A 21,208-nucleotide genomic window follows, 5' to 3' on the forward strand; every position below is an offset into this window, starting at 1 on the left:
TACATAGCGTGATATAAAAAAAGACATCCTTATTTAGTGGATGTCTTTTCAGGTAAATCTTTTCGCACAGTATATAAAAAACGAGATATATCTAATTTCTTTCCTCTGAAAAATTGCGGAGAAGAAATGTAAAGTTCTTCTTTCGCACGTGTAATGGCGACATACAGTAACCGGCGTTCTTCTTCTAACGCTTCAGAAGTTTCCGTAACACGATCATTTGCATCTTTTAAAGAAGAAGTATGGGGCAGGATTCCATCACTCGCTCCAAGTAAAAAGACACATGGAAATTCAAGGCCTTTTGCGTTATGAATTGACATAAGTGAAACGGCATCTTTTTGCGGCATTGTTTTTAATGCTTCCATTTCTTTTTGACCTTGAATCGCCTCGTCGATAAATTGTAAATAAGCTGGAATATCGGTGAAACGAGTGGCAGACTCCATTAATTCTTCCAACATTTCTTCTTGTATGTCTTTATGCATTGTAAAGGAAGAACGATCGTTACTTTGCAAGTACTCTAAATATTTTCCTTTACCATGAATGATTTCTTTTAATGCTTTTTTCGGTTCTAATTCTTTAATAAACTTAATAAAATCGATGCGCTCATTTACCTTTTTCACTTGAAAAGGTTTTAAGCTTGGATTTAATAGTAAGAAATGAAGAAGAGAAGGGAAGCGCCCCTCACCATATTTCCATTGTTCACGTTCAATAAATGAAATACAATCATCACGTCCGATATACATCGTCGGCAATATGTTTGAAAGGGATTCTAGTCGAAACGGCTCAATCACGAGTCTTAAATGATCTAATACAGGCTTAATTAAAGAATGTTCATAAAATGATTGGCTCGCCCCGTGTTTAATAAACGGGATTTTATGAATGGTAAGCTGATCAAGTAACGAACGACTTACAGAATGTGTGCGATACAGTAAACAAAAATCTTTATAGTTTCGTTCACCGCTATCTACTTTTTCTTGAATGAGCTGTAAAATTTGATTTGCTTCATCAAGAGTCGTAGCAGGTCTTGAATAAAAAGGTTGTACACCTTCCTCACGAACGGAGTATAGCTCTTTATTAAAACGTTCTTGATTTAATTTTATAACTTCATTTCCAAGCCCGACGATAAAGGGATTGGATCGATAATTCGTATTTAGTGCAATGATTGTTGTGTTATCAAATTCTTTTGGAAAAGATAAAATAATTTGGTGACTTGCTCCTCGCCAGCCGTATATCGCCTGGTCGTCATCACCTGCGATAAATAAATTATTTCTTGGCGTGGCTAACAATTTTACAATTTCATATTGTGCATAGGATGTATCTTGAAACTCATCTACTTCAATGTAGTGAAAACGTTGTTGTAATTGAGTTAGTAAAGGAGCATTATTTTCTAACATATAATATGTTTCCAATAAGATGTCATCGAAATCAATATAATTGTATCTTTGTTTTACCTCTTCAAAACGTTCGTATACTTCTTTAAATTCTTGTTCGACTGGTGTTTTCGCTTTTACATCTTTCGGACGATTTAATTTGTTTTTCTCAAGTGAAATCATCGCGAGCATCGTTTCCGCATCGTAATCGTCTTTTAAACGCAATTCTTTTAAAATTTTTTTTATCATAATTTGTTTATGTTTTTCATTTGCTAAAATTTGCTGATTATACCCTTGACTACGAAGCAATTTTAAGAAAACAGAGTGGAATGTACCAGCAACAACGTAGCTACTTGCTGCATGATTCATACCTGGTAACTTCGCAACACGACTTCGGATTTCTTCAGCTGCTTTTTGTGTAAATGTAAGTAATAAAATATTTCGTGGATGAACTTGTTTTACATTTACTAAATAACCAACGCGAGTTGTTAAAACAGATGTTTTCCCGCTTCCGGCACCAGCTAGTGTAAGAACAGGACCTTCTGTTGTGCGCACGGCTTCTAATTGTTTTTCGTTTAAAAAAACATTTTGTTGCTCGAGAGCGCGGAAATAAGCCGCATCTACATCTTCTTCCATAATTAAATGGGTAGATGTTTTTGGAATATGAAATGTCGCACGCGGAATATCAGCGTGTGTTAACGATTTTTGTGAAAATTTTTCTTGTGTCATATGTTCACCTTCAAAACTATAGCATCAACATTTAACTTTAGCGGAAGAAAAAGAAAATAGCAATGTAAAAAAACAGGAGGGGTCACCTCCTGCTTTCAAATTACAATTCTTTTATCATTACGACGTGCGGGATATTTGCTTCCATAAATACATCAGAACTTGTTACATATCCAAGTTTTTTATAGAAATCTTCAGCATGTGTTTGAGCGTGAAGTTTCAATTTCGGTAGCGAATTTTCTTTTGCATACGCTTCAAGCGAATCCATAACAATTTTTCCGATGCCTTTTTTACGATGGGAATTTAGCACGCAAATGCGTTCCATTTTTCCGATACCATCAAGGGTGCGAAAACGTCCAGCACCAACTGGAACATCATTGTCATATATAACAACGTGTGTTGAAGTTTCTTCAAACTCATCGTACTCTTCTTCAGCAGAGACACGTTGTTCATTTACAAACACTTGTTTACGTACAGAGAATGCATCTCTTAGTTGTTCGTCCGTTTGTACAATCTGTGCGTGCAAATTAGTTGTTCCCCTTTCCAAGACGGAATGTTTCGTGTACAGTCCATGTTCCATTTTCTAATTGATATAGAAGATGGAAACGATCAATTGGTTGTTCGTAATAGAAATCTTTCATACGTAATCGGCCCAACACATCAGCATGCTCTGCATCTGATAAGCCTTGTCCGATTGTTAAATGAGGTACGAAAGCATATTCGCGTTCTTGCGTGAATAACCCGCTATGCATTTCTTCATTTAAGAAAGTAAGTTCAGGTGTTTTTTCTACTTTAAAGTAAAGGACGTTATTAACAGGTGCGAATGAACCAACTTTCCCAACATGAAGGGTGAAAGGGTTCGTTTTACTTGCGATTGTATGTAACTCGTTTACAATCGACTCTAATTGTTCATCTTGCGCCTCAAAGGGTGTTTTCAATGTAATATGTGGCGGAACTAATGCGTAGTGCGGGTCATAACGTTTACGCAATCCGTTCGCTTTATCTTGAATCATTTTAGATGGAAAAATTACAATGCCTAATTTCATGTTCCAATTCCTCCCTTTGTAAGTCTAGTTAGATTTTGAGATAAATAAATCTCTTTATCTATTATATCAAATTATTCTGAATACTGCTCTCTATTATTTCATTGATAGAATATGAGAGAAGGCTTTCGGTAAATCAGTCTGCCAATATTTCCAAGTATGATTGCCTTCAAATTCCTCGTAATGCGTGATGAAGTTTCTAGCTGTAAGAAGCGTATTTAACTCACGGTTCGGCCCTACGAAATCAGATACTTGTCCATCAGTACGCTTTACAGCCGTTTCTTCTGTACCGATGACGTGATACAGTTCTAATGCCTGTGGATCTTTGAATTCTTTTGCTAAGTTCATCACTGTCTCATCCACAAATGGTGATTGCATAACGACTTTACCGAATGTATGCGGATACATAATTGCAGTCATAAAGGAAACTGTTCCGCCAAGAGAATCACCAATTAACACACGACCTTTCCCCATTTGGTACGTTGGATAATTTTCATCAATATATGGTGCAAGCTCGTGAGCAAGGAAACGAATATATGCAGCATTTTTTACTTCATTTGGGAAATATTTTTCTTTACGATCATGTACATTTTTATATGGAATACCGACAATAATTGTACGGTCAATTTCTTCGGTTTCACGAAGGCGCTCAATTACACGGTGCGCTTTACCGAGCTGAAAATAATCTCTACCATCTTGTGCAATTACAACTGTATGTTTGTGCAGTGGTGTGTAATTTACTGGTAAATAAACGAGAAGTGTAACGTCTTCTTGAAGTGATGCGCTATAAAATGAAATTTCTTCAATTCTCCCTATTGTTTGACTCATGTAGATCCCCCTAAATAAAAATTTACTGTAACGATTGTAAGAGCGACGCTTGTAGTGAAAAGGAAAGAAATATTCACTAATTGGTGCCTTAATTTCTATTTTACCATAATGGTACGAAGAATCTAAAAAATTAGTATTTAAGTTACGAAAGAAAACGGATATAATGAAGTGGGATTTTTGACAGGTGAGAGGGGAGACAGGATTTGAAACAAGAAAAATCAATCGCACTACCATTGGCTATTTCTATAATTGCCATTTCCTTTGCAGCAGTTTTTGTAAAGATGTCCTCAGCACCATCTTCAATATTAAGTATGTACCGCTTATGGATTATTGTACTTATTATGCTGCCTATCGTATGGAAAAAAAGAGAGGAATTTAATAAGATTCAAATGAAAGATTGGGGCTTTTTAATTGGATCTGGTTTCTTTTTAGCACTTCATTTTCTTTTATGGTTTGAATCTTTAAAGCATACAACAGTTGCTAGTTCAACAATTATTTTGGCACTTCAACCGATCGTATCTTTAGTTGGAGGTTTTTTTCTATTTAAAGAAAGAACAACATATTCAGCCATTGCAACGATGGGAATCGCTATTTTAGGAGTAATGTGCATTGGTTGGGGAGATTTAGGTTTAAGTAAGCAAGCAATTTATGGTGACATATTATCCTTTCTAAGTGTAATAGCAGTTGTCGGTTATTTATTTATCGGGCAAACGACAGTGAAGAAAGTATCACACTGGATTTATAGCTTTACAGTCTTTGCGTGCGCAGGTCTTTTTATGGGGATTTATAATGTCATATTACAAGTACCCTTTACAGGTTATACGAAGTGGGATTGGACTGTTTTTCTTTTACTTGCGGTTGTGCCGACAGTGTCACATGTAATTAATAATTGGCTGTTAAATTATGTGAATGCAACGACAATTTCAATGAGTATTTTAGGAGAACCTGTTGGAGCATCTATACTTGCGTTCTTCTTACTTGGAGAAAAATTAAATGCAATGCAGATTATCGGTAGCATGCTCGTATTGTTTGGTGTATCTGTTTTCTTACTGCAGCAACAAAAGCGAATAGCAAAAAATGTCGTAAATGAGCCAGTGTATACACAGGAATTATAATGTTGGAGAAGAAAAGAGAAGTTATGATACTTCTCTTTTTGTTTTATAGAAATGCGGGCGTAGAAGGGGGAGGAAAATGGAAGAGATAGTAAAGAAGTATATGAATAGATTTACAACACTAAGTGAAGAAGAGTAGCAAATGATCCTCAGTGAATTACAAATTGAAGAATATAAAAAAGGAACAGTATTCCTAAGACAAGGAAATGTTTCGTTAAAATGTTATTTTGTATTAAAAGGATGCGTTAGGCAACATAGTATAGATCAAGCAGGGAAAGAAGTTACATCAAATTTTTATACAGAAGAACAGGCAATTTCGAATTTCAACCATCATAAACAAGATAAATCTTCATCTTTTTTTATTAATCTTGTAAAAAGTAAAAACTCAAATATTGAAATCAAGTAAAAGAGTGGCTACGAAGCCACTCTTTTACTTTGGATTTGTCATATAAGGTTGTACATGAATGACACATAGGTCACGGAATTTGCCTTCAGCAGTTGTGACAATTACGACTGCTTTACCTGCACTTTTTCCAGTAATCGTTACGGTGTCATCTTTTGGATATATGGTGATGATATCAGAATTCATATTTGACCAAATAAGCTCTTTATTCGTTGCTTGTATTGGTAAAATGGAAGCTGATAACACAATGTTTTGTCCCGTTTTTATTTTTAATTTATGTTTTTCCATATGAACACCGATGACTGAAATAACAGAAGGAGCAATTGAAATTTTAGGCGGATTAGGTTGCATGTTTAAACAAGACGCAGAAGTATTTGTGATAGGTGAAAATTTTCGTGTTTGTTGTTGCTGGAAAGCTGCTAACATGTTGGAGTCCCCTTTCTGTATAAATGCTGATACTCATACTATAAAGGAGTAGTGTTATGTTAAATTTAACGAAACATAAAGAATTTGTTAAATTTGATAAGAAGATTGTCGAACTGTAAAAAATCTCTGCTGTTATGATAACAGCAGAGATTTTTTTATAAATTATGAAGATGTTGTTTTTCGAAATCCTCAAATTGCTCTTCAACTTCTTTTGAAGGTTGTGTTAGTAAACTAACAATTACGATGGCTAGTAAACTAATAGCGAAGCCTGGAATCATTTCATATAAGAAATCTTTTAAGAATTTGAATTGAGTCCATATAATAACAGTAGCGGCACCAGAAATCATACCGGCAAGTGCGCCCCATTTCGTCATACGTTTCCAATATAAGCTTAATAAAATAGCAGGTCCAAATGAAGAACCGAACCCAGCCCAAGCGTATCCAACAAGAGCTAAAATTGTATCATTTTGTTTAAATGCTAAAGCGCATCCAACTAATGCAATAACAAGTACAGCCATACGACCGACAAATACAAGCTCTTTATCAGAGGCAGAGCGTTTAAAGAATGTACGATATAAGTCTTCCGTTACTGCACTTGAAGTAACGAGTAACTGAGATGAGATTGTACTCATAATCGCTGCTAAAATAGCGGCTAATAAGAATCCAGTAATAAGTGGATGGAATAAAATTTTTCCTAGTTCAAGGAAAATTGTTTCCGGGTTAGATAATGTTAACTCTTGTTGTGAATAGTAAGCAATACCGATAAGACCAGTAAACATAGCTCCGACAACAGAGAAAATCATCCAGCTCATACCAATTCTTCGTGCGCTTTTCAGTTCTTTTACGGACGAAATCGCCATAAAGCGTACGATAATATGAGGTTGTCCAACATAACCAAGCCCCCATGCGAATAAAGAAATCATTCCTAAAGTAGAGGCACCTTTAAAAATATCTAAACGTGTTGGATCTACAGAGCGGATTGTATCAAATGCAGGTCCAAGTCCATTCGAATTCATAATTGTTACGATAGGAACAAGAATAAGAGCGACTACCATAATGATTCCTTGCACGAAGTCTGTCCAACTTACTGCTAAGAACCCACCAAATAATGTGTAAGCTACAACAACGCCTGCAACAATGAATAATCCAACGTGGTAGTTCATACCAAATGAATTTTCAAATAATACAGCGCCTGAAACTAATCCTGAAGCTACATAGAAAGTAAAGAAAATCATAATAACAAGTCCAGATACTAAACGTAGCATATGAGATTTGTCGTGGAAACGGTGTTCCAAAAATTCTGGAATAGTAATAGAGTTATTTGCAATTTCTGAGTAGGTACGTAAGCGAGGAGCAACATAAAGCCAGTTTGCGTATGCGCCTAGTGTTAGGCCGATCGCAATCCAACTACTACTTAATCCAACGCTAAACATTGCACCTGGTAATCCCATTAAAAGCCAACCGCTCATATCGGATGCTCCAGCACTTAATGCCGTTACTGCGGGGCCTAGTGTACGCCCGCCAAGCATATAATCTGTTAAGTTGGACGTTCGTTTATAGGCGAAATAGCCGATTACTAACATCCCGAGCATGTAAATAGAGATTGAAGTTAAAGTTAACATCTGCGTACTCATGAAGTTCCCCTTCCTTTTGTCATGTCTTTTGATGCGTTAATACCTGATTGATTAAAGTTTCACTTTATAATCTATCATGATTATTCTGAAAAATCCATATAGAAATACGAATTTTCAGAAATGTAAGCGTTTTTTGATGTTATTTTACTTTTTTAATATATAATATTCATACAAAAAACCTTATTTTTAATAGAGTATTTATTATATTTACATAAAAAGAGGTTGTTTTGTCAATATAATATTGAAAGGAAAGAAAAATAAAATTTTTAAAAAAGTATTGACTTGTAAAAAAAGTCAGGTCTATAATGAGTGCAACTTAAAAAAATGCAAGCGTTGATGAAGAAGAGTACACATGATGAACATGTCAGAGAGCTGATGGTTGGTGCGAATCAGTATGGAATTGATGTGGAATGGGCTTCGGAGCTTCCAAACCGAAACGAAAGAAGTAGGCTTTGGCGACATGATCTCATCGATACAAGAGACACGTATTGTTTTTGATACGGTAAAGTGCGTTACATTTGTAACGAATTAAGGTGGCACCACGGGAGTACCCGTCCTTTCTATAGGATGAGTACTCCCTTTTTGTGTATAAAAAATTAAATAAATGAAATCGTTTAAGTAAGAAGAGTACGTATATTGGAGACGTTACAGAGAGCCGGGAATAGGTGGGAGCCCGGTACGGTGCCATATACGGAATGGGCTTACGAGAGGTATGCTGAACAATTATTTTCAGTAGGCAACCCGGGTTCCGCCGTTACAAGGATAAGGTATAAATTTTGTACCTGAACAAAGCGGGATGCTTTTGCATCCAACACGAGGTGGTACCGCGGTATATTTATCGTCCTCTACATATTTTCGATATGTAGGGGACTTTTTTATTTTTCAGGGTGAGGTGAAGGACATGATGACGAAAGAAGAATTTATAAAACAAAAAAGAGAGAGAAAGACATTTTTAGTAATCACTGAAGAAGAAGGAGATAGCATTACGCCAATTTCTTTATATAGACGTATGAAAGGGAAGAAGAAATTCTTATTAGAAAGTTCACAGCTTCATCAAGATAAAGGGCGTTATTCTTACTTGGGATGTAATCCTTATGGAGAAGTGAAAAGCGTTGGTACGGAAGTGGAACGAACGATTTACGGCCGGGCAGAAAAGTTACAAGGTAACGTACTGCAAGTGTTAGAAGAAGTAATCGTACCATCACAAGTAGACAGTCTATTTCCATTTTGCGGAGGAGCAGTTGGTTATATTGGATATGATGTCATTCGGCAGTATGAAAACATTGGAGCGGATTTACACGACCCATTAAATATTCCGGAAGTACACCTTTTACTATATCGTGAGTTTATCGTTTACGATCATTTACGCCAAAAGTTGTCGTTTGTATATGTATGCAGGGAAGATGATTCAACAGATTATGAGGAAGTATACGAAAGGCTACGAGTATACAAAGAGGAAGTGCTACAAGGAGAAGAAGCTGAAGTAAATGCAATACAATCCACATTATCATTCACTTCTTCTATAACGGAAAAAGAGTTTTGTGAGATGGTAGAAATTGCGAAAGAATATATAAGAGCGGGAGACATATTCCAAGTCGTACTATCACAGCGTTTACAAAGTGAATGTATTGGGGATCCATTCTGGTTATACCGAAAACTTCGAATTGCAAATCCATCACCATATATGTTCTATATCGATTTTCAAGATTATGTTGTACTCGGTTCTTCGCCGGAAAGTTTACTATCAGTAAGGGAGGATAAAGTGATGACGAATCCAATTGCTGGTACAAGGCCGAGGGGGAAAACGAAGAGGGAAGACGAGGAAATCGCAAAAGAACTGTTAGGCAATGAGAAAGAGCGAGCAGAGCATATGATGCTTGTAGATCTTGGGCGAAACGATATTGGTAGAGTGAGCGAAATCGGCTCGGTTACGATAGATAAATATATGAAAGTAGAAAAATACTCTCACGTTATGCACATTGTATCTGAAGTTTACGGAACATTGCGAAAACAAATGGGCGGATTTGATGCGTTAGCGTATTGCTTACCAGCAGGAACGGTTTCTGGAGCTCCGAAAATTAGAGCGATGGAAATTATAAATGAACTAGAGAATGAAAAAAGAAATGTATACGCTGGTGCAGTTGGATACGTTAGTTTTTCAGGAAATCTTGATATGGCGCTCGCTATTCGAACGATGGTCGTAAAGGATGAAAAAGCATACGTTCAGGCAGGAGCAGGAGTCGTTTACGATTCAGATCCAGTAGCTGAATATGAAGAAACATTAAATAAAGCGAGAGCGCTTTTGGAGGTAATGAAATGATTGTACTTATCGATAATTACGATTCGTTCACATATAACTTGTATCAACTGTTAGGCGAACATGAAGAAGAAATTGTAGTTGTAAGAAATGATGAAATAACGATAGAACAGTTAGAAGAGATGAATCCAAGAGGAATTGTACTTTCACCAGGACCAGGAAAACCAGAGGATGCTGGCATTTGTATCGACGTCATCCGTCATTTTTATAAGAACGTTCCCATATTAGGGATTTGTCTTGGTCACCAAGCGATCATAGCTGCATTTGGAGGAGACATTGTTAGAGCAGAACGTATTAAACATGGAAAAACATCGCGTGTGAAACATAACGGAATGTCAATCTTTTCATACGCTACACAGCCGTTAACGGCAATGCGCTATCATTCCCTTGTTGCAGAGCAAACGAGCTTGCCAGAGTGTTTTGACATATTAGCGACAGCGATGGACGACGGAGAGATAATGGCAGTCCGTCACAATTATTATCCGCTCTTCGGATTACAGTTTCATCCGGAATCAATCGCAACAGAAGAAGGCGGAAAGTTAATACGTGCCTTTTTAACAGAAGTAAAAGAGGAGGAAAGAGTATGAATAACTATCTTCGTAAATTAGTGGAGGGTCAACATTTAACAGAAGAGGAAATGTATAAAGCAGGACTACTTTTATTAAGTGAAAACATATTAGAAAGTGAAATTGCAGCTTTCTTAGTCTTACTGAAAGCGAAAGGTGAAAATGCAGAAGAAATATACGGTCTCGTTCGAGCTCTTCGCGAAAAGGCACTACCATTTTCGAACCATATACAAGGAGCAATGGACAATTGCGGGACGGGTGGTGACGGTGCTCAAACGTTTAATATTAGCACAACATCAGCATTCGTACTGGCAGGAGCTGGCGTAAAGGTTGCAAAACATGGTAATCGTGCTGTTTCTAGTAAAACAGGAAGTGCAGACTTATTAGAAGAACTAGGTGTAAATATTAGTAGTACGCCAAACGAAATTGATTATTTACTAGAGCATGTGGGCATTGCATTTTTATTTGCACCAGTGATGCATCCAGCACTAAGGCGCATTATGAAAATAAGAAAAGAGTTAAACGTGCCGACGATCTTTAATTTAATTGGTCCTTTAACAAATCCAGTGAATTTAGAAACACAATTTGTCGGTATTTATAAACGAGATATGTTATTACCAGTTGCACAAGTATTACAAAAGTTAGGCCGGAAACAAGCGCTTGTCGTAAATGGAAGTGGTTTTTTAGATGAAGCGTCATTACAAGGGGAAAATCACGTAGTCATTTTAAAAGATAATGAAATAGTAGAAATGAGTATTGATCCAGAAAAGTATGGTTTTTCAAGAGTGAAAAATGAAGAAATTAGAGGGGGGAATTCAAAAGAAAATGCAAAGATTACAGTCGGCGTATTGAGCGGAGAAAAGAGTGTTTATCGTGATACCGTTTTATTAAATGCAGGTCTAGCTCTTTTCGCAAATGGAAAAACGGAAACGATTGAAGAAGGAATTAAACTCGCGGCACATAGCATTGACTCTGGAAAAGCATTAACCAAATTAAACTTATTAATTGCAGCAAGCAACGAAAAATTAGAAAGGGTGAACTAAAGTGGGGACGATTTTAGATAAAATTGTAGAACAGAAGCGAAGGGAAGTTGCGGAGTTGTATGAAATATATACACCAGTAAAAACAAAAAGAAAGACACATTCACTTGTAGAAGCGTTACAGCAGTTTACTGTCATTGCAGAAGTAAAGCGAGCATCACCATCAAAAGGAGATATCAATTTACACGTTGACGTACGAAGACAAGTGCAAACATATGAGAAATGTGGTGCAGGAGCAGTCTCTGTTTTAACAGATGGTCAATTTTTTAAAGGATCGTTTCACGATTTACAAACAGCAAGAGAAGAAAGTAACATTCCGCTTTTATGTAAAGATTTCATAATAGATAAGATTCAAATCGATAGAGCGTATGAAGCGGGAGCAGATATTATTTTACTAATTGTAGCAGCGTTAACGAAAGAGAAGTTAAAAGAGTTGTATAGCTACGTGTTAGAAAAAGGATTGGAAGCGATTGTTGAAGTTCATGATGAACAGGAATTAGAAACTGCGATTGTATTAAATCCGCACGTTATTGGTATTAATAACCGTAATTTAAAAACGTTCGAAGTAGATTTAAGCCAAACTGAAAAGCTTGGAAAAAGATTGAATGAGGAGAAATTACTTTGGATTAGTGAAAGCGGGATTCATTCAAAAGAGGATATTATTCGTGTTAAAAAAGCCGGAGCAAAAGGTGTATTAATTGGAGAGGCACTTATGACATCATCTTCTATTAGTAACTTTTTTGAAGACTGTAAGGTGAATATATGAAAGTGAAAATTTGCGGCATCACTGATATGGAAACAGCAAAACGTGCTTGCGAATACGGTGCAGATGCACTCGGATTTGTTTTTGCAGAAAGTAAGCGAAAAATCACTCCAAAGAGAGCGGAAGAAATCATTCAGGAGCTTCCAGCCAACGTGTTAAAAATCGGTGTTTTCGTAAATGAATCAGTAGAAGTGATCCAGAAAATTGCAGATGAGTGCGGGTTAACACATGTACAACTACATGGAGATGAAGATAATTATCAAATTAGAAGATTGAATATTCCGTCTATAAAATCACTAGGAGTAACTTCAGAGAGTGATATGAAAAACGCTCAAGGGTATGAAACGGATTATATATTATTTGATAGCCCGAAAGAAAAGTTTCATGGAGGAAATGGAAAGACATTTTCATGGGAACTACTTGGGCATATGCCAAAAGAATTGCGAAAGAAAACGATATTAGCTGGTGGATTAAACGCTCTTAATATAGAAGAAGCAATTCGAACTGTTCGGCCTTATATGGTCGATGTGAGCAGCGGAGTAGAGACAGAAGGAAAGAAAGATGTAGAGAAAATAAAACAATTTATTATAAAAGCGAAGGAGTGTTCCAAATGAACTACGCATATCCAGATGAAAAAGGACATTACGGTATATACGGAGGACGATACGTTCCAGAAACGTTAATGCAATCTGTACTAGAACTAGAAGAAGCATATAAAGAAGCGATGCAAGATGAAGCATTTCAAAAGGAATTAAATCATTATTTAAAAACGTACGTCGGAAGAGAAACACCGCTATATTATGCTGAAAATATGACGAAGTATTGCGGTGGTGCAAAGATTTATTTAAAACGTGAAGATTTGAACCATACAGGAGCTCATAAAATTAACAATACAATCGGTCAGGCACTACTTGCAGTGCGAATGGGCAAGAAAAAAGTTGTCGCTGAAACAGGAGCCGGACAACACGGAGTTGCAACAGCTACTGTATGTGCTCTTCTCGGGTTAGAATGTGTTATTTTTATGGGAGAAGAAGATGTGAGACGTCAAAAATTAAATGTGTTCCGAATGGAATTACTCGGAGCGAAAGTAGAAAGTGTAGCAGCAGGTAGCGGCACATTAAAAGATGCGGTGAACGAGGCGCTTCGTTACTGGGTTTCACACGTGCATGATACGCACTACATTATGGGATCTGTTCTCGGACCGCATCCATTCCCGCAAATTGTCCGTGATTTCCAAAGTGTAATTGGGAAAGAAACGAAAAAACAATATGAAGCGTTAGAAGGGAAAGTACCAGGGGCAGTCGTTGCATGTATTGGTGGTGGTAGTAATGCGATGGGCATGTTTTATCCGTTCGTACACGATGAAGAAGTCGCTCTTTACGGCGTAGAAGCAGCTGGGAAAGGTGTTCATACAGAAAAGCACGCAGCTACTTTAACGAAAGGAAGCGTTGGTGTTTTACACGGATCGATGATGTACCTTCTGCAAAATGAAGAAGGACAAATTCAAGAAGCGCATTCTATTTCAGCGGGACTCGATTATCCAGGTGTTGGGCCAGAACATAGCTTGCTAAAAGATATTGGCCGCGTTTCTTATCATTCGATAACAGACGAAGAAGCGTTAGAAGCATTTCAATTATTAACGAAAAAAGAAGGGATTATTCCGGCGTTAGAAAGCTCACATGCTGTCGCATACGCATTAAAATTAGCGCCGCAAATGAAGAAAGACGAAGGACTTGTCATTTGTTTATCTGGCCGCGGGGATAAAGATGTAGAGAGTATAAAACGTTATATGGAAGAGGTGTAAAAAATGGGAGTAGAAAAAATTAAAGCAGCGTTTGAAAATGGTAAGAAAGCATTTATTCCGTACGTAATGGGCGGAGATGGTGGCCTTGAAAAATTAAAAGAAAGAATTTGTTTTCTAGACGAAGCAGGAGCGAGTATCGTTGAAATCGGCATTCCGTTTTCAGATCCAGTCGCAGACGGTCCAACGATTCAAAGAGCAGGGAAACGAGCGCTAGATAGCGGTGTAACATTAAAAGGTATTTTTCAAGCATTAATAGAGGTAAGGAAAAAAGTACAAATTCCGTTTGTACTCATGACATATTTAAATCCAGTACTCGCATTCGGAAAAGAACGATTCATCGAAAACTGTATAGAAGCAGGTGTAGACGGTATGATCGTTCCGGATTTACCGTATGAAGAACAAAATATTATTGCCCCGTTACTTCGAGAGGCAAACATTGCGCTAATTCCACTCGTTACAGTAACGAGCCCAATTGAGCGAATTGAAAAAATTACGAGTGAATCAGGAGGGTTCGTTTACGCTGTTACAGTAGCGGGCGTAACAGGAGTACGTCAAAACTTTAAAGAGGAGATTCATAGTTACTTAGAAAAAGTAAAATCACACGTCAACTTACCAGTAGTCGCAGGATTTGGTATTTCAACAAAGGAACATGTAGAAGAAATGATTACAATATGCGACGGAGTTGTCGTTGGAAGTAAGATCATTGAGCTTTTAGAAAATGAAAAGCAAGAAGAAATATGTGAATTAATATATGCAACAAAACAAAAAGAAGAGGCGTAGTCTCTTCTTTTTGTTTTGCGTAATAAATGTTAAAATATACAGAAAATACATATAATTTAGAGGGTGAGAAGGCATGCTAAGACGTAAACTACTATATCTATTTTTAACTGTACCGCTATACGCTTGGCTTATTAGCATGACGAAAATAGAGTTAATGGCTCTATTTTTAGGGTATGTATTCATCTTTTCCAATTTAAATCGCATTCAAGAACAGTCTATTTTAGAAATATGTCTATTTTCGATTAGTATAGAATTATTTAGTATCGTTTCGATTGTATTATTAAACGAATTATTTCTACGGATTCATTCATTTGCATTAATGAAATTTTGGAATATTATATTGCAAGCAATATGTACTTACATTGTGTTTGTTGTGTTGAAAGAAATAGTCGGAAAGCAGACAGTTTTTCAGGATAATAGAAAATGGGAGTGAATAAAAAGGAGCCGTTTGGTTCCTTTTTTGAATCTGTTGTAAAAACAATTGAAAATTATGACATCTGTTATATAATAGTTAAAAATTGTATTTTTAATGAAAAGAGATGATAACATGGCCATATTGTTGGCACTTATCCCAATTATGATGATTTTCATTTGTTTATTTTTATTTAAACAAACGTCATTAAGGTCCTCGTTAATTTCTTATGCTGTGTCTGTTGGAATTGTTTTACTCTCGCCAATGTTTCAATTAGGGATAAGTGAAACTGTGCACGCAACGATTAAAGGATGGTTAATTTGTTTTATTGTCGGGTACGTTTTATTTTTCGGTATTTTTTTATTTCACCTCATGAACAAAATGGGGTACATCGATCAAGTAGCACGTTTTCTAGAAGCAGTTACTCAGGATCGCTTATTACAAATGCTGCTTATGTGTTTTGGCATTTGCCCGCTTATTGAATCAGTAAGTGGATTCGGTATTGGCTTCATGGTTGCAGCACCTATTTTTCTTTCACTAGGATATAAACCATTTCAAGCTGTACTACTCTCATTCATCGGCTTACTAGCTAGTTCATGGGGCGCAATGGCAACTGGTACGATTATCGGTTCGCAGCTAATAAATATGCCTCTTACAACACTTGGCACAAATACAGCGCTATTAAGTATTCCGATGTTTGCTTACTTCGTTATTCTTTCTTTACACGTTGTTGGCGGCTGGCAAGCGGTTATAGAAAAGTGGAAAGAAGGAGTAGGGTTCTTTCTATTATTTTCTCTCGGAATCTATCTTTCTAATGCGTACGTAAGTGTTGAACTAGCCGGGATATTAAGTTCTATCGTTACGATTACCTTTGGCTTTTTTATCATTAAATTAAAAGGAAAAAGTGGGCAAAATCTTATAACAGAACATGCGGCTGCAACGGAGAGAGAAGTATCCATTATAAAATTTATTAGCCCTTATATATTTCTAACAGTTTGTATTTTACTTTCTCGCCTCGTTCCAGCATTACATGATTTGTTCAGATCATATGCGGTTCTTGATTTGAAATCATACTCTTACAAACTAGAGTTACTATATTCACCAGGATTTTGGCTCGGTATGACTTGCTTATTTACTATTATTTTCTTCCGCATCCCGCCTAATATTATTAAACAATCACTCTCACAAACGATAAAACAATGGATTCCATTTGCTATTACGACGACAATGTTTATCGCCATTTCAGAACTAATGGGTGCATCAGGCATGCATTCATTACTCGCAAAGACAGCTGGTGAAACATTTGGAACCTTTTTCGTTTTCGTTGCTCCGTTTATTGGCGCTATTGGTGGATTTTTAACAGGTAGTAACGCAGGATCAAATGCAATGTTTATAAAACTACAAATGCAAACCGCACAAAACGTAGCACTCCCGTGGCAATATGTCACAACACTTCAAAACACTGCATCATCAGTAGCTACAATCGCTTGTCCATCACGGATTACACTAGGTGCTTACTTATGTAATATCCCTTACCGTGAAAATGAACTATTAAAGAAGACGACGTTAATGATCTTTGGTGCGGTTTTGCTTGTAGTGGTAGAAGTTATTGTTTGGTATATGTTGAGAAATTAAAAATCCTCCTAACATAGGAGGATTTTTTTTATGAGTGGATAATGATTTAAATATGAATAGCTTCTACTAAATGAATAGGAGATGAAATGTATGCCCCTAAAAAACTACGGTGTGTTAAAAGGTACAGTTATACAATCAAAGATTGGAAAAGGGAAAACACCTCATTATCAAGTTCATTTACAGGGCGAGACAGGAGTAGATTATCGTATTGCAATTAACGTAAAGTCGCAAAGTTATCCATCAGAAGTTTTATATTTTGCGAGTAACAATATTAAGTCAGAGGCGATTCATATTTTACCGACATTACCATTCGGTTTTACAGAAATAAAAAACAATGAACCGAAAGTAGCTTTAGATTATGTAAGAGGAAATCTATTTGACTCAAATCAAATGATTCCTTTACCTCCCGAAAAAGCAGGAACAGATAATGATTTAAATGAAAAAATAGAACGTTATATAAAACGAGCAATAGAAGAAAAAGCAATTATTTACGCGTTTGGTGAAAGATGGGGACCAGAAGAAAATACACCAGATTCCTATTTTCATTTCAAACCAGGAAACGGTATACATGATATTCATATGAATCAAGGGAATGTAGAAAAATGGCAAGGTGATGATGGCATATGGCAAGACGGAGGAATACTCATTCACTTTGAAAAGGAAGAAGAATGGATTGGTATCTTTCTTGCATTCCAATCACAGTCATGGTGTACCGATGAAGAAGGGCATGCTCGCGTTCCGGTTGAGCATTGTGATTATAAGGGGAATAATTAATAAGAAGAGGGCGTTTAAAAAGAACGCCCTCTTCTTATTTTATAAAACGAAAAACTAACAAGTGTAGAAATACAAGAGAAAAGCAGTGCTACACTAGAAAACGCAATGAGATACATATTATATTTCATAACCTGTCCAATTAGCTGGTTACTGTCGTATTGAAACAGTCCCGCGATGATGTTGAATAAAAATAAAACGATAAACATGACGATAACACCGTCTATTGATCCTTTAATGTCTGGTTTACTTAAAGCGATATGTGCGGAAATGCAAATGGCGATAAATAAAAATAACCAAAAGGAAGGATTCAATAAATTGCCGATTGTAAATAAGCTTTTCAATAATACAAACGTCGACAAGAGCATGTTTTGGATCATTTCTACATTAATAGAAGTAGAAGCAATCGTTTTTTCGAGAGTTGTATTAAATAAAAAATATGATTCTGGTACGAAATAGCGCATTAAAAGGATTAGTGCAGTAATACCAGAAATAATAGGCCCAATGCCGATGAAGAAATTCCCAATCCGTTGATACACACTTTTTTGATTGTATTGATGTTGTACGTAACCTAAAGCCCCTTGACTTGTATCTGTCGGGAAGAACTGCGTTGCTACAATCTTATGACGGAACAGCACGCACATAATGGCATGTCCAAGTTCGTGAATAGGAACACCAATCCAAGCCGTTAATAGGAATCCTTTTCTTCCAAAAGCTCTCGACCAATACATGCGTGTGAGAGATTCTAAATAGCCTAATAGAAATCCAATTACAATGATAACGCCAATTAAAGATAATAATTGGATTACGCTTGTAAGGAGTATTTGAAAAATTGAGTTTACCAATTCCATTGCCAGTCATCCAATCTGTTAAAAATATTATTTATTCTGTTTCATAATAGCATTTTTTTTCAAGATTGCTAGCACATATATTTCTTTCAAAAGAAGGATTTCAGAATCTTTTTCTTGTAGTCATGTTTTATGTACAAATTCATATATTGAATTTGTAACACCCTATACGGTATATCCTTAAGGAGGGATAAGAGAATGAAATGTCCGTCATGTCATACAGAAAATGCATCAGAGGCAAAGTTTTGCGGGAATTGTGGACATTCGTTAACGGAAGAAGTAGTGGCAAGTAGTGGCCAAGAAGAAGGGCCGGAACAAGCACGTGCGGCACCAGCAAAGGAAGCTCGGCCAAATGAAACGGTAGAGCAAGCGAAGCGGTTTGCGAGCGGCTATTTTCAATTTTTTAAACATGCATTACAAGCACCGACAGCGATTATGAAAAGTGGCGCTATTGAAGTGCGAAATGGAATTGTAAGTCTTGTTCTTATTTGTTTTTTAGGAGCATGTATTTTTTATAGAATGATGAGTGCAGCATCAGCAGTTACGAGAACATTTGCACCAGATATATCTACTCCCACGTTTTTTGGAGAATCTATAACGGTCTTTTTCTTTTTATTAATTTTAACTTTATTTGTCGGATTTATTATTTTTGTAAGTGGTAAGATGATGAAATCATCTTTTTCATTTCTTGAAGTATTCGGTATATGGGGAACGATAGCGACGCCGGCTATTGTCATATTAGTCCTTTCTTTTCTTTTTAGTTTCTTATTAATTTTTTTCTTACCGATATTATTATCGGTAGCTGCAACTTATATAGGGATTAGTATAACTGTAGCCGTATTAAAGCTAGACAATGGCGGATTAGATCTCGTTTACACACTTATTATTGCAAATGTTTTAATTGGAATTGCAACATTCATTGTACTTTGGTCTTACATTAGCACGATAATTCAAGCCTTAACACAGGGAATAACTGGCTTCTAATGAAAAGGTGGTTGACTGGATGAATGTATGTACAAAGTGCGGAATTCAGTTTGAAGATGGTGTGCAATTTTGTCAAAACTGCGGGACGAAGAGGAGACGTTCTGTAGTAAAGAAGAACATGAGCGGTGGTGCAAAAGTTGGCATTACACTGTTAGCGCTATTTGTTATAGCAATTATTGGATTGTATTTGTACGGATCGTCGTATTATACGCAGGTGGCACAAGTAGACCGGATAATTACGATTTTACAAGAGAGGGACGGAGAGAAATTAGCTGAGATCGTTACGGCAGATGATCCATCGGTTATGATAACGAGAGAGAGTCTAACGCCTCTATTTTCATATATAAAAGAAAATCCATCTTACGTAAATGAATTAAAACAATATTTGAGACAAGGTGAAAAACAACGGGACGGAATAGAAAAAGCTGATTTTTCATTAACGAAAGACGGAAAGTATTTCTTTATATTTGATCGATATAAATTGAAAGCAAAGACGTACTATACAACTTTGCTTACAAATGAAAAAGACGTATCGTTAAAAATGAACGGAAAAGAAATTGATAAGACAGATGACAAAAAGTTTGAGAAGCAATATGGGCCATTTCTTCCGGGAAATCAAGTGTTTCAATCAGAGTATAAAAATGACTACGTAAAATTATCTCGTGAGGAAAAGGTTGTACTTATGAAACAAAGCCAAAATAACGTAACGATAGATTTAACGTTGCAAGGTCAATATATTACAGTTCAAACGAACGCGCCTGGTGCAACATTGTATGTAAATCAAAAACCGGTTACAGCGCTGGCAGGAGAAGAAATTACATGGGGGCCTGTAGCGACTGATGGAAGTGCGACGGTTTATTTAGAACGAAATGGAGAAAGTGGACGAGAAACGACAAAAGTAGAGACGGTAACGGCACTTTCGTCTTATAATCTTCCATTTCAAAAGAAAAGTACAGAAAAAACAGTTGTTTATAATGTTACTCCAACGCCCGCGACTGGGTATGTATATAATGGTTTCATCTTTCCTGATAGTGATATTCGAAAATTAACGAGCGCAGATTTAACATATTTATCGAAAGAGCAGTTGAAAATTGCTAGAAATGAAATATATGCAAGGCATGGACATATTTTTCAAACGAAAGATATGCAAGCATATTTTGCAAAACAGCCTTGGTATAGAGAAAATCCTTATTTTAAAGGAACGTTAACAGATATCGAAACTTATAATATTGAACTAATCAAATCAACAGAATAGAGCGCTTGAAAAAGGTACAGTGTATATTGCTGTACCTTTTCTATCGTTATTTGGCTGGAGCAGGTTCCCTAGAGAAAAAGATATGAAAGAGAAATGTGACTTTACTTGCCCCTCCTGATGTACTGGCTTGCACATCAGATAAAGAACTAGACGTTAAAGCAGCTTCAGAATGTGGAGGGACGATTATTTTAAGAGCATCTTCTGATTCCGATGATATAGTAACCGTTATTGTATCATCAGAAACATTTACAATTTTAACAGTACCGACTGGGAAGATGGACCTACCAGCGTGTGATGCAGAAGCGAAGCGGGTAGCTTTCCAAATAGTTTGAGAGAAAGTGTCATTGTCTGATAACCAAGCGCGAGCACTGTATAATGTTGCATTAATGGTAAATTCTTGTTCAAGCGGGAGGGCGGCTTTCGGTTCTTTCGGTTCCTCTGGAAACTGAGCGAGAAGACCAGCGCACATGTATGTTTCACCTACTTTCAATAGT

Annotated in this window: 21 protein-coding genes, 1 pseudogene and 2 other annotated features; of the genes and pseudogenes, 14 read left to right on the forward strand and 8 right to left on the reverse strand. The window is 36.6% G+C overall.

Annotated features, from left to right (window positions below; translation table 11 throughout):
- Positions 1–29: 29 nt before the first annotated feature.
- The 4 genes from NST86_RS06350 to NST86_RS06365 all read right to left on the reverse strand — a co-directional run bounded on the left by NST86_RS06350 (position 30) and on the right by NST86_RS06365 (position 3,964).
- Positions 30–2,096, reverse strand: a complete 2,067-nt coding sequence (locus tag NST86_RS06350; protein ID WP_086423841.1) for an ATP-dependent helicase — start codon at positions 2,094–2,096, stop codon at positions 30–32.
- Positions 2,097–2,196: 100 nt separating this feature from the next.
- Positions 2,197–2,619 carry a GNAT family N-acetyltransferase gene (locus tag NST86_RS06355; RefSeq protein ID WP_000543307.1) on the reverse strand — a complete coding sequence of 141 codons (423 nt, stop codon included), beginning with the start codon at positions 2,617–2,619 and terminating at the stop codon, positions 2,197–2,199.
- 1 nt (position 2,620) lies between these two features.
- A complete protein-coding gene (locus tag NST86_RS06360) occupies positions 2,621–3,139 on the reverse strand; it encodes a YjcG family protein (protein WP_000765863.1) in 519 nt (172 codons plus the stop codon).
- Positions 3,140–3,232: 93 nt separating this feature from the next.
- The gene (locus NST86_RS06365) at positions 3,233–3,964 is read right to left on the reverse strand and encodes an alpha/beta hydrolase (RefSeq protein ID WP_000084008.1); all 732 of its coding nucleotides are present in this window, start codon (positions 3,962–3,964) and stop codon (positions 3,233–3,235) included.
- Between the two features lie 203 nt (positions 3,965–4,167).
- On the opposite strand from NST86_RS06365, the gene NST86_RS06370 reads away from it, so the two are divergent.
- Both NST86_RS06370 and NST86_RS06375 read left to right on the forward strand, forming a co-directional pair.
- Positions 4,168–5,079: a DMT family transporter gene (locus tag NST86_RS06370; protein ID WP_000806934.1), complete on the forward strand. Its 912-nt coding sequence runs from the start codon at positions 4,168–4,170 to the stop codon at positions 5,077–5,079.
- 76 nt (positions 5,080–5,155) lie between these two features.
- Positions 5,156–5,428: pseudogene (locus tag NST86_RS06375) on the forward strand (Crp/Fnr family transcriptional regulator); the annotation flags it as partial.
- 78 nt (positions 5,429–5,506) lie between these two features.
- Here NST86_RS06375 and NST86_RS06380 read toward each other — a convergent pair.
- Both NST86_RS06380 and putP read right to left on the reverse strand, forming a co-directional pair.
- Complete coding sequence (locus NST86_RS06380; RefSeq protein WP_000878733.1) at positions 5,507–5,905, reverse strand: Ig-like domain-containing protein; 399 nt, start codon at positions 5,903–5,905, stop codon at positions 5,507–5,509.
- A gap of 155 nt (positions 5,906–6,060) precedes the next feature.
- Positions 6,061–7,539, reverse strand: coding sequence for a sodium/proline symporter PutP (putP, locus tag NST86_RS06385; protein WP_016117426.1), 1,479 nt, complete (start codon positions 7,537–7,539; stop codon positions 6,061–6,063).
- 324 nt (positions 7,540–7,863) lie between these two features.
- Positions 7,864–8,101: a binding site (T-box leader), on the forward strand.
- A gap of 42 nt (positions 8,102–8,143) precedes the next feature.
- Positions 8,144–8,388 (forward strand) — a binding site (T-box leader).
- 52 nt (positions 8,389–8,440) lie between these two features.
- Here putP and trpE point away from each other — a divergent pair.
- From trpE to NST86_RS06435, 10 genes are all read left to right on the forward strand, one after another.
- Complete coding sequence (trpE, locus tag NST86_RS06390) at positions 8,441–9,859, forward strand: anthranilate synthase component I (RefSeq protein WP_061662859.1); 1,419 nt, start codon at positions 8,441–8,443, stop codon at positions 9,857–9,859.
- The gene (locus tag NST86_RS06395) at positions 9,856–10,443 is read left to right on the forward strand and encodes an aminodeoxychorismate/anthranilate synthase component II (protein WP_000636317.1); all 588 of its coding nucleotides are present in this window, start codon (positions 9,856–9,858) and stop codon (positions 10,441–10,443) included. Before trpE ends, NST86_RS06395 begins: the two co-directional genes overlap by 4 nt.
- Complete coding sequence (gene trpD, locus NST86_RS06400; RefSeq protein WP_001067356.1) at positions 10,440–11,465, forward strand: anthranilate phosphoribosyltransferase; 1,026 nt, start codon at positions 10,440–10,442, stop codon at positions 11,463–11,465. Before NST86_RS06395 ends, trpD begins: the two co-directional genes overlap by 4 nt.
- Position 11,466: 1 nt before the next feature.
- The gene (trpC, locus tag NST86_RS06405) at positions 11,467–12,228 is read left to right on the forward strand and encodes an indole-3-glycerol phosphate synthase TrpC (protein WP_016117427.1); all 762 of its coding nucleotides are present in this window, start codon (positions 11,467–11,469) and stop codon (positions 12,226–12,228) included.
- The gene (gene trpF / locus NST86_RS06410; RefSeq protein WP_000865118.1) at positions 12,225–12,839 is read left to right on the forward strand and encodes an N-(5'phosphoribosyl)anthranilate isomerase; all 615 of its coding nucleotides are present in this window, start codon (positions 12,225–12,227) and stop codon (positions 12,837–12,839) included. Before trpC ends, trpF begins: the two co-directional genes overlap by 4 nt.
- Positions 12,836–14,029, forward strand: coding sequence for a tryptophan synthase subunit beta (trpB, locus tag NST86_RS06415; RefSeq protein WP_086423842.1), 1,194 nt, complete (start codon positions 12,836–12,838; stop codon positions 14,027–14,029). Before trpF ends, trpB begins: the two co-directional genes overlap by 4 nt.
- Positions 14,030–14,032: 3 nt before the next feature.
- Positions 14,033–14,809 (forward strand): tryptophan synthase subunit alpha, encoded by a 777-nt coding sequence (gene trpA, locus NST86_RS06420; protein WP_086423843.1) that lies wholly within the window; start codon positions 14,033–14,035, stop codon positions 14,807–14,809.
- A 73-nt stretch (positions 14,810–14,882) separates the two neighbouring features.
- On the forward strand, positions 14,883–15,242 hold the full coding sequence (locus NST86_RS06425) for a DUF4029 domain-containing protein (RefSeq protein ID WP_000946130.1): 360 nt from the start codon (positions 14,883–14,885) through the stop codon (positions 15,240–15,242).
- Positions 15,243–15,356: 114 nt separating this feature from the next.
- Positions 15,357–16,856, forward strand: a complete 1,500-nt coding sequence (locus NST86_RS06430; protein WP_086423844.1) for an L-lactate permease — start codon at positions 15,357–15,359, stop codon at positions 16,854–16,856.
- 90 nt (positions 16,857–16,946) lie between these two features.
- Positions 16,947–17,630, forward strand: a complete 684-nt coding sequence (locus NST86_RS06435; protein WP_001128606.1) for a DUF2278 family protein — start codon at positions 16,947–16,949, stop codon at positions 17,628–17,630.
- A gap of 14 nt (positions 17,631–17,644) precedes the next feature.
- Here NST86_RS06435 and NST86_RS06440 read toward each other — a convergent pair whose 3' ends face one another.
- Positions 17,645–18,478: a hypothetical protein gene (locus NST86_RS06440; protein ID WP_000424529.1), complete on the reverse strand. Its 834-nt coding sequence runs from the start codon at positions 18,476–18,478 to the stop codon at positions 17,645–17,647.
- A 195-nt stretch (positions 18,479–18,673) separates the two neighbouring features.
- On the opposite strand from NST86_RS06440, the gene NST86_RS06445 reads away from it, so the two are divergent.
- Entirely contained in the window at positions 18,674–19,459 is a 786-nt protein-coding gene (locus tag NST86_RS06445) for a zinc ribbon domain-containing protein (RefSeq protein WP_044795491.1), read from the forward strand.
- Positions 19,460–19,478: 19 nt separating this feature from the next.
- The gene (locus NST86_RS06450; protein ID WP_086423845.1) at positions 19,479–20,714 is read left to right on the forward strand and encodes a TcaA 3rd/4th domain-containing protein; all 1,236 of its coding nucleotides are present in this window, start codon (positions 19,479–19,481) and stop codon (positions 20,712–20,714) included.
- Between the two features lie 46 nt (positions 20,715–20,760).
- On the opposite strand, the gene NST86_RS06455 is transcribed toward NST86_RS06450, so the two are convergent.
- Positions 20,761–21,183, reverse strand: a complete 423-nt coding sequence (locus tag NST86_RS06455; RefSeq protein WP_000332392.1) for a hypothetical protein — start codon at positions 21,181–21,183, stop codon at positions 20,761–20,763.
- Between the last annotated feature and the right edge of the window lie 25 nt (positions 21,184–21,208).

The organism is Bacillus sp. FSL L8-0199, assembly GCF_038005705.1.
GTDB lineage: Bacteria > Bacillota > Bacilli > Bacillales > Bacillaceae_G > Bacillus_A > Bacillus_A cereus.

Bases quoted from the DNA above. Each gene is read 5' to 3' on its own strand.
- NST86_RS06425 (WP_000946130.1), top strand. From the start codon at position 14,883: ATGCTAAGACGTAAACTACTATATCTATTTTTAACTGTACCGCTATAC.
- NST86_RS06395 (WP_000636317.1), top strand. From the start codon at position 9,856: ATGATTGTACTTATCGATAATTACGATTCGTTCACATATAACTTGTAT.
- trpE (WP_061662859.1), top strand. From the start codon at position 8,441: ATGATGACGAAAGAAGAATTTATAAAACAAAAAAGAGAGAGAAAGACA.
- NST86_RS06380 (WP_000878733.1), bottom strand. From the start codon at position 5,905: ATGTTAGCAGCTTTCCAGCAACAACAAACACGAAAATTTTCACCTATC.
- NST86_RS06360 (WP_000765863.1), bottom strand. From the start codon at position 3,139: ATGAAATTAGGCATTGTAATTTTTCCATCTAAAATGATTCAAGATAAA.
- trpA (WP_086423843.1), top strand. From the start codon at position 14,033: ATGGGAGTAGAAAAAATTAAAGCAGCGTTTGAAAATGGTAAGAAAGCA.
- NST86_RS06445 (WP_044795491.1), top strand. From the start codon at position 18,674: ATGAAATGTCCGTCATGTCATACAGAAAATGCATCAGAGGCAAAGTTT.
- NST86_RS06455 (WP_000332392.1), bottom strand. From the start codon at position 21,183: ATGTGCGCTGGTCTTCTCGCTCAGTTTCCAGAGGAACCGAAAGAACCG.
- NST86_RS06365 (WP_000084008.1), bottom strand. From the start codon at position 3,964: ATGAGTCAAACAATAGGGAGAATTGAAGAAATTTCATTTTATAGCGCA.
- NST86_RS06350 (WP_086423841.1), bottom strand. From the start codon at position 2,096: ATGACACAAGAAAAATTTTCACAAAAATCGTTAACACACGCTGATATT.
- trpF (WP_000865118.1), top strand. From the start codon at position 12,225: ATGAAAGTGAAAATTTGCGGCATCACTGATATGGAAACAGCAAAACGT.
- trpD (WP_001067356.1), top strand. From the start codon at position 10,440: ATGAATAACTATCTTCGTAAATTAGTGGAGGGTCAACATTTAACAGAA.
- NST86_RS06440 (WP_000424529.1), bottom strand. From the start codon at position 18,478: ATGGAATTGGTAAACTCAATTTTTCAAATACTCCTTACAAGCGTAATC.
- NST86_RS06430 (WP_086423844.1), top strand. From the start codon at position 15,357: ATGGCCATATTGTTGGCACTTATCCCAATTATGATGATTTTCATTTGT.
- trpB (WP_086423842.1), top strand. From the start codon at position 12,836: ATGAACTACGCATATCCAGATGAAAAAGGACATTACGGTATATACGGA.
- NST86_RS06435 (WP_001128606.1), top strand. From the start codon at position 16,947: ATGCCCCTAAAAAACTACGGTGTGTTAAAAGGTACAGTTATACAATCA.
- putP (WP_016117426.1), bottom strand. From the start codon at position 7,539: ATGAGTACGCAGATGTTAACTTTAACTTCAATCTCTATTTACATGCTC.
- NST86_RS06450 (WP_086423845.1), top strand. From the start codon at position 19,479: ATGAATGTATGTACAAAGTGCGGAATTCAGTTTGAAGATGGTGTGCAA.